The following is a 7,095-nucleotide window of genomic DNA, read 5'->3' as shown; positions in this document are numbered from 1 at the left end:
GCGGCACTCCGCCGGGCGCGGTCGGAGGCTGCGCCGCGTCGGGGCCCGGCACCGCTTCCTCAGGTGGCTGGGGCGCCTCGGCCGGTGGCGCGGGCAGGACCGAGGGCGACGGGACGACGGCCGGGGGCGAGGTCGGCACCGTGCTGCCCGGCGCGGGCGCCGCGTTCACCCGTGGGTTGTTCTGCGGGCCGGTGGTCGGCTGCCCCGGTGCCGGAGCGCCGGGTGTCGTCGTGACGGGAACCACCCGCTCACCCCACGGCCGCGCCGACGGCGAGGCGTTCAGCGGGGGCACGGGGGTGCCCTGAGCCGGGCTGGGCTTGCCGATCACCGTGACCGAGCCGTCCGGGCCGACCAGCAGGCGGGCCGGGTCCTTGGCCGGGATCATGCCGAGTTCGCGGGCTCGCGCGGCCAGTTCCGGCGCCGAATCGGCGGCCTCGACTTCCCGCTGCAGCGCGGCGCGCTCGTCGGCCAGCCGCCGGTTCGTCGCCCGCGCGTCGCCGAGCTGGTAGCTGTCCTCCGCCGCGCGCGTGGTCAGCAGCAGGGTGAGCGCGAGGCCGCAGCCGAGCAGGGCGATGATGGCCGTGACGAACGGAATGCGCGCGGCCATCGCCGAGCGCCGCACGGTGGGCAGGAGCGCGGTGTCCGAACCGCCTTCGGCGCGCATGCGCCGCCGCGCGTAGGCGCGCTGCGCCGCGCCCGACTTCACCCGTTCGGCGTCCTGGACCCGCCGGGCGACCCGGCCCGGCGCTTCGACGGTCCGCGTCCGCACGCTCATCGATTCCCCTCCTCTGTCCTCCCGGGACGCCGGAGCAGCGCAGCGTGGCGCTGTGTCACCCGGCCTCCGATATCTCTGCGGGACATCCGCAGGCAGGCGCGATGAGGCGCCGCGCACTGCTTGCTCACCCGGCCTCCTGGATCCGCTCGGCGGCGCGCATGCGCACGGGGGCCGCCCGCGGGTTGTCTTCGATCTCCTGCTCCGTCGCCTTCTCCGCGCCGCGGGTCAGCAGCCGGAACTCCGGCCCCATCCCGGGCAGCTCGACCGGCAGGCCCACCGGCGTCCTGGACGCGGTGCGCGTGACCAGTTCGTGCTTCACCACCTTGTCCTCCAGCGATTGGTAGGACATGACGACGACGCGGCCGCCCACCCGCAGGGCGGCGAGCGCGGCGGGCAGCGCGGCGCGCAAGGAGTCGAGTTCCCCGTTGACCTCCACTCGCAGCGCCTGGAAAGTGCGCTTGGCCGGGTGCCCGCCGGTACGGCGGGTGGCCGCGGGAATCGTGGCGTACAGCAGTTCCACCAGCTCGGCGCTGGTGCGGAAGGGTTTCACCTGGCGCCGCCGGATCACCTCGGCGGCGATCCGGCTCGCGAAACGCTCCTCGCCGTAGGTCTTCAGCACCCGGGCCAAGTCGCCGTGACTGTAGGTGTTGAGCACGTCGGCGGCGGTGATCCCACGGGTGGGGTCCATCCGCATGTCCAGCGGGGCGTCGACGGAGTAGGCGAAGCCGCGCTCGGCCTCGTCCAGCTGCATCGAGGAGACGCCCAGGTCCATCAGGATCGCCGACACCGAGCCGGTGGCCGGCAGTCCCGCCTCGCCCAGCGCGTCGGCGATGCCGTCATAGCGGGTGTGCACCAGCGTGATTCGGTCCGCGAACGGCGCGAGCCGCTCGCCGGCCAGCTTCAAGGCCGTGGTGTCGCGGTCGAGTCCGACCAGGCGGATGCCAGGGTAGGTGCTCAGGAAATGTTCGGCGTGGCCGCCCAGGCCCAAGGTCGCGTCGACGTAGACCGCGCCCGGCTCGGCCAAGGCCGGACCCAGCAGCGCATCGGCTCGATCGAGCAGAACCGGAACATGGCGGGGGCCGCGTTGTTCACGGTTCACTTCGACCTCCCGGAGTCCTGCCTCGCGTCGTCGCGCACCGCACACGGGTCGCCTTGCTACACAGTGCTTTCGATACGGATACGAATGCCCCGTGGTCTCTGACCGAACCTCGGCACCTGGCGTCGGGGAAGTACGTCAGGGTCCGCGTCCGGGCAGAGACCGCGTGGCACTCGTTCGCCCGCGGCTAGAAGATTCCGCCCAGCGACTCGTCTCTGGCTTGCGAGAAGTCCTCCTCGTGCTCGGCGAGGTAGGACTCCCACGCCTGCTTGTCCCAAATCTCCAGGAAGTCGACCGAACCGATCACCACGCAATCCCTTTGCAGGTTGGCGTAGCGACGATGGTCGGCGGACAACACGATCCGGCCCTGCGCGTCCGGACGCTGTTCGTCCGTTCCGGCCGCGAGGGCCCGGACGAACGCGCGAGCCTGCGGATTGCTTCGAGACGCGGCCGCGGCACGCCGGGCGAGCGCGGTGAACTCTTCTTTCGGGTACACGGCAAGGCTGTGGTCCTGCCCCTTCGTGACCATCAACCCTCCCGCCAGATCGTCTCGAAACTTCGCAGGCAACGTGAGTCGCCCCTTGTCGTCCAAGCGAGGTGTGTAGGTACCGAGAAACATCTCGATACCTCCCTATTCGATCACCTCGATGGTCGGCCCTTCAGTACTGCGCGCTCCACATTACCCCACTTTCCCCCACTTTCAATCGAAACAAGCGGTGATCTGGCTCCCGACCCAGACGATTCCGCAGGTCACCCCAGCTATCACCGCGGTGGAGAACTTTCGCGAGTTCTGCCGACACGCGCCGCCCCCGGGGACAAAGGCCCGAAAACACCCAGCAAACCCTCTGACTCCCCTGGGGCGGGGGCGTGGTGGGGGAACTTTGTGGGGAGGTGTGGGGGAAGGGGAAACGCCGCCCGAAGATCATCCGCGGCGTGGTCGGCCGCGCACGCGAACCGGCGACGCCGCACCGTTGCGGTGCGGCGTCGCCGGTGGTGCTGAAGTTGTCAGGCTACGAGCGGGCTACTCCTGCTCGAACCGCCGCCGGAAGCGATCCTCCATACGCTCGGAGAAACCGCCCGACTTGCGCTGGCGCCCACGGCCGCCCGTGCCGCCGGAGGAGGCTTCGCCGCCGGAGCGGTCGTTCTTGGCGACGTTCTTGGAGGTGCCGAGCAGCAGGAGCACACCCGCACCGAACATCACGATGAACCCGATCAGGCTGATGATCGGGAAGCCGCCGGGCTTGACGGGCGCGGCGATGCCTGCGACTAGGAGGAAAAGGCCGAGGACGAACAACGCCGCGGCCTGGAGTCTGCGACGACTCGAGGTCGAACGAAGCCGTCCGCCGCGGACGGACGAGGCGAACTTGGGATCCTCAGCATAGAGAGCGCTCTCGATCTGTTCGAGCATGCGCTGCTCGTGCTCGGAGAGTGGCACGGTACCTCCCCCGGCACTAGGACGTGGCTGTCGCCTCCGGGTAGGCGACAGATAGCCGACCTTGGCGGCCATCTGTCACCAATGATACGAGTTCGATCAGGGCGAGACCACCTAATGGCTCAGTCGGACGTAGTCCGGTTTCAGTCCGCGCTAGGCGGTCATCCCGCCGGTCAGCCCCGGGGCGGGGCGCAACCGAGCCGACGCCGCGAGGAGATCTTCCACGTCGTGCAGGAATGCGGCCACCCGCGAGGAGAACTCGTCGGCCTCGTGCTCGTCGACCTTCCGGTCCAGCCCCGCCTCCAATGCCGCCCGGATCTCCGAGCGCGCGCTGAAGTAGTCCGCCCACATCACGAACTCGGGCGCGGCGCGCTGCATCAGCACCCACGCGTTGCGCGAGCGCGCCCGAGGGGCGGCGTCGGCGCCCGTGAGCGCGATCACCGCGCCCGCGCCGCGAAGGGCCGCCAGGTAGGCGGTGCGGAACCGCTCCCGCGGATCTCGCTCCCCCGCCGCCTGCATGAGCAACCCGTCCGCGCGCTCCAGCAGCTTGCCGGCCCGGCCGGGCCGGCCCGGATGTTCCACTCGACCAGACATCGCCGTCCCTCCACCATCGCGTACCTTGGCCCGTATCCGCGCTGGAGGCGGCGTCCCCCACCGCTTTCCAGCACCGCTCGGACCGAACAGGTATTCGAACGTTTGAATTGAGCTTCAATATAGAGACGCCCACCGACAAACTTCCGCGTCCGCGCGACCGACGAGAGCCATGACCGCCGTCAAGCCCAATCACACTCCCGCACCCGCCGTCATCGATCTCTCGGTGGCGGCTCTGCGCTCCCGGTTGCACGACGCGCTGGCGGTCTACGTGGCCGCCATGGACTATCCGCGCGGGACCGAGAACCATCGCGCGCCGATGTGGACCGAGCACACCACCCGGCCCGGCTGGCAGGCGGTGGCCGCGGTGCTGCCCGACGACTCCGGCCGGATCGATCTGCGCCGCGCGCCGATCGTGGCGATCGCCTACGGCTATCGCGGCGCCGCGCACCAGTGGTGGCACCAGCAGGTCCACAGCGGGATGCGGCGCTCCGGCTGGCCCGAACACTCCACGCGCGAATTGCTCTCGGACTACTTCGAGCTCACCGAGCTGCACGTGCATCCCACCGCGCAGGGCCGCGGCATCGGCGCCACGCTGCTGGAACGGCTGCTGCGCGACCGCGCCGAACGCGCCGTGCTGCTGTCGACGCCCGAGGTCGCCGGTGAGGACAACCGCGCCTGGCGGCTGTACCGCAGGCAGGGATTCACCGACGTGGTGCGCAATTTCGTGTTCGCGGGCGACAACCGCCCGTTCGCGATCCTCGGCAGGCGGTTGCCGCTGTGAGGGTCACGTGACGGTCGCCGTCGTCGGTTCGGGCCACAACGCCTTGGTCGCCGCGTGCTATCTCGCCCGCGCCGGACACGAGGTCGAGGTGCTCGAACGCGACGAGGTCCTCGGCGGCGCGGTGTCGACGGTGGAACGGTTCCCCGGCCACCGGGTCGATCGCGGCTCGTCGGCGCACATCATGATCCGCCACACCGGCATCGTCGAGGAACTCGAGCTCGACCGTTTCGGGCTGCGATACATCGACTGCGATCCATGGGGTTTCACGCCCGCGCACGCGGGCCGCCCCGCCATCGTGTTCCACCGTGACCTGGAAGCGACCTGTGCGTCGATCACGGCGGCCTGCGGCCGGTCGGACGCGGCGGCCTATCGCCGGTTCGTCCAGGCGTGGGGTCCGCGCAGCGCCCGTGTGATGCGCGCCTTCGGTGGCGGGCCGACGCCGGGCAGGCTCGTGCGGTCGTTCTGGGGACTGGAGGCGAAAGACGGCGGCAGCGCCCTCTCGCGGGAGTTCCTGCAATCCGGAGACGCGCTGCTCGACGCCTTTTTCGAGGACGAACGCCTGAAGGCGTCGCTGGCGTGGTTCGGCGCGCAGTCCGGGCCGCCGATGTCGGAGCCGGGCACGGCGCCGATGGTGGGCTTCGCCGCGCTCATGCACACCCTGCCGCCGGGACGGGCGGTGGGCGGCAGCGGAGCGCTGACCACGGCGCTGGCGGCGCGGCTGCGTTCGGACGGCGGGGTGGTGACCGCGGGCGACGCGGTGGCGGCCCTGCGCCGCGACGGGGACCGCTGGCGAGTGCGCACCGCGTCGGGCCGGGAGCTGCGGGCGGACACCGTCATCGCGGGCAGCCATGTGCTCACCACGCTGGACCTGCTCCGCGCGGGCGGATTCGACGGCACGGTGCTCGACGACTGGCGGCGGCGCATTCGCGTCGGCCCCGGGATCGGGATGGTGGTGCGAGCCGCCACCTCGACGCTGCCCGGCTATCCCGGCAGCCCGATCGAGCACTCCGCCCGCGGCCTGCAGTTTCTGGTGTCCGACCGCGCGCAGTTGCGCCGTGCGCACGGCGCGGCGCTGGCGGGGGACCTGCCGCCGCGGCCGGTGGTGCTGGCCATGAGTTTCAGTGCCCTCGATCCGAGCATCGCGCCGCCCGGTGAGCACCAGTTGTCGCTGTGGGCGCAGTGGCACCCGTACCGGCTGGCCTCCGGCGCCGACTGGTCCCGGCTCGCCCGGCAGGAAGGCGACCGAATCATCGCCGAGGTCGATTCGTACGCACCCGGATTCGCGGAGACTGTGCTGCGCACGCACGTGCAGACGCCGGTGGACCTGGAACGCGAACTCGGGCTCGTCGGCGGCAACGTCATGCACGTGGAGATGTCGCTGGACCAGATGATGCTGTGGCGCCCGCTGCCGGAACTGGCGGGGCAGCGGGTACCCGGCGCGCCAGGGCTGTACCTGACGGGCGCGTCCACCCATCCTGGCGGCGGTGTGTCCGGCGCGAGCGGCCGCAACGCCGCCGCCCTCGCACTGCGCGACCTGAACCGGCGCGGGATACGCCGGTGGCTGAGACGGTGACGGAGTCGCGGGAGCCGCGTCTGCTCTTGCCCCTCGTCTTCGTCGCCGCGACGATCGTGGCGCAGATCGGCTATCCGCTGACCAGCGGCGGCGCGCGCGACCGGATCACCGTCGCCGTCGTGCTGCTGTCCGCGGGCGCCGCGCTGGCACACGCCACCGTCACCAGAGGGCCGCGCTACGCCATCGGCTTCCTGGTCATCGTCTCCGGCCTCGGGCTCACGGCCGAGGTGATCGGCACCGCCACGGGAGTGCCGTTCGGCTGCTACGAATACGCCGCCGACCGGCTCGGTCCCGCCCTGCTCACGGTGCCGCTGCTGGTGCCGCTGGCCTGGACCGGCGGTCTGTACCCGGTATGGGTGGTGGCCGGGATGCTGGCGCGGCGCACGCTCACGCGGATCGTGGCGACCGCGGTCGGCGCGGTGGGCTGGGATCTGTTCCTCGATCCGCAGATGGTGGCCGACGGGCAGTGGACCTGGTGTGACACCGACTCCGGATTGCCCGGGCTGGAGTGGATCCCGGTGACGAATTACCTGGGCTGGTTCGGCGTCGCGCTCGTGATGGGCGGATTGCTGGCGGTGTGGGAACAGGCGGCGCCGGATCCGGTGCGGACTCCCGCGCAGCACGCCCGCGCGCGGGCGCGCGTCGTCCCGGTGGTCTTGTTCCTGTGGACCTGGCTGGGCTCGGCGCTGGCCCACGCGGTGTTCCTCGGCCTGCTGCCCTCCGCGGGTTACGGCTTCGCCGGCATGGCGGTGCTCGGGGTTCCCTTGCTGGTCGCGGCCGCCCGCGCGCGCGGCTGATTCGGCGCGGCGGGATGCCGACGCGCGTTGCGACTGGTGCGTTTCAT

At 71.3% G+C, this 7,095-nt stretch carries 8 protein-coding genes; 3 read left to right on the top strand and 5 right to left on the bottom strand.

The features are described from left to right. The 5 genes from ftsL to ON27_RS09515 all read right to left on the bottom strand — a co-directional run. Nucleotides 1-775: cell division protein FtsL (gene ftsL, locus ON27_RS09535; protein ID WP_051046384.1), on the bottom strand; the 775-nt coding region annotated here is incomplete at its 3' end. Nucleotides 776-899: 124 nt separating this feature from the next. Continuing rightward, complete coding sequence (gene rsmH, locus ON27_RS09530) at nucleotides 900-1,874, bottom strand: 16S rRNA (cytosine(1402)-N(4))-methyltransferase RsmH (protein WP_043722725.1); 975 nt, start codon at nucleotides 1,872-1,874, stop codon at nucleotides 900-902. Between the two features lie 184 nt (nucleotides 1,875-2,058). Next, nucleotides 2,059-2,490: a division/cell wall cluster transcriptional repressor MraZ gene (mraZ, locus tag ON27_RS09525; protein WP_039797118.1), complete on the bottom strand. Its 432-nt coding sequence runs from the start codon at nucleotides 2,488-2,490 to the stop codon at nucleotides 2,059-2,061. Between the two features lie 402 nt (nucleotides 2,491-2,892). Continuing rightward, nucleotides 2,893-3,306 (bottom strand): SCO2097 family morphological protein, encoded by a 414-nt coding sequence (locus ON27_RS09520; RefSeq protein WP_043722687.1) that lies wholly within the window; start codon nucleotides 3,304-3,306, stop codon nucleotides 2,893-2,895. 150 nt (nucleotides 3,307-3,456) lie between these two features. After that, nucleotides 3,457-3,897, bottom strand: a complete 441-nt coding sequence (locus ON27_RS09515) for an SAV_6107 family HEPN domain-containing protein (RefSeq protein ID WP_043722682.1) — start codon at nucleotides 3,895-3,897, stop codon at nucleotides 3,457-3,459. A 169-nt stretch (nucleotides 3,898-4,066) separates the two neighbouring features. Here ON27_RS09515 and ON27_RS09510 point away from each other — a divergent pair, with 169 nt between their 5' ends. From ON27_RS09510 to ON27_RS09500, 3 genes are read left to right on the top strand one after another with little or no spacing between them, the layout of a single operon-like run. Further along, a complete protein-coding gene (locus tag ON27_RS09510) occupies nucleotides 4,067-4,678 on the top strand; it encodes a GNAT family N-acetyltransferase (RefSeq protein ID WP_043722678.1) in 612 nt (203 codons plus the stop codon). Nucleotides 4,679-4,685: 7 nt separating this feature from the next. Then, nucleotides 4,686-6,251, top strand: a complete 1,566-nt coding sequence (locus tag ON27_RS09505; protein ID WP_043722674.1) for a phytoene desaturase family protein — start codon at nucleotides 4,686-4,688, stop codon at nucleotides 6,249-6,251. After that, nucleotides 6,236-7,048, top strand: a complete 813-nt coding sequence (locus tag ON27_RS09500) for a carotenoid biosynthesis protein (RefSeq protein ID WP_373282757.1) — start codon at nucleotides 6,236-6,238, stop codon at nucleotides 7,046-7,048. The genes ON27_RS09505 and ON27_RS09500 overlap by 16 nt, the downstream gene beginning before the upstream one ends. Nucleotides 7,049-7,095: the final 47 nt, after the last annotated feature.

The sequence above is a fragment of the Nocardia asiatica NBRC 100129 genome, from assembly GCF_000308415.1.
Taxonomy (GTDB): domain Bacteria; phylum Actinomycetota; class Actinomycetes; order Mycobacteriales; family Mycobacteriaceae; genus Nocardia; species Nocardia asiatica.
The sequence above is the reverse complement of the archived record's forward strand: the minus strand, read 5'-3'. Positions and strand labels throughout refer to the sequence as shown.

What these genes read in the sequence shown, in the direction of transcription:
- mraZ (WP_039797118.1), bottom strand. Translation starts at nt 2,490, where the DNA reads ATGTTTCTCGGTACCTACACACCTCGCTTGGACGACAAGGGGCGACTC.
- ON27_RS09515 (WP_043722682.1), bottom strand. Translation starts at nt 3,897, where the DNA reads ATGTCTGGTCGAGTGGAACATCCGGGCCGGCCCGGCCGGGCCGGCAAG.
- ON27_RS09510 (WP_043722678.1), top strand. Translation starts at nt 4,067, where the DNA reads ATGACCGCCGTCAAGCCCAATCACACTCCCGCACCCGCCGTCATCGAT.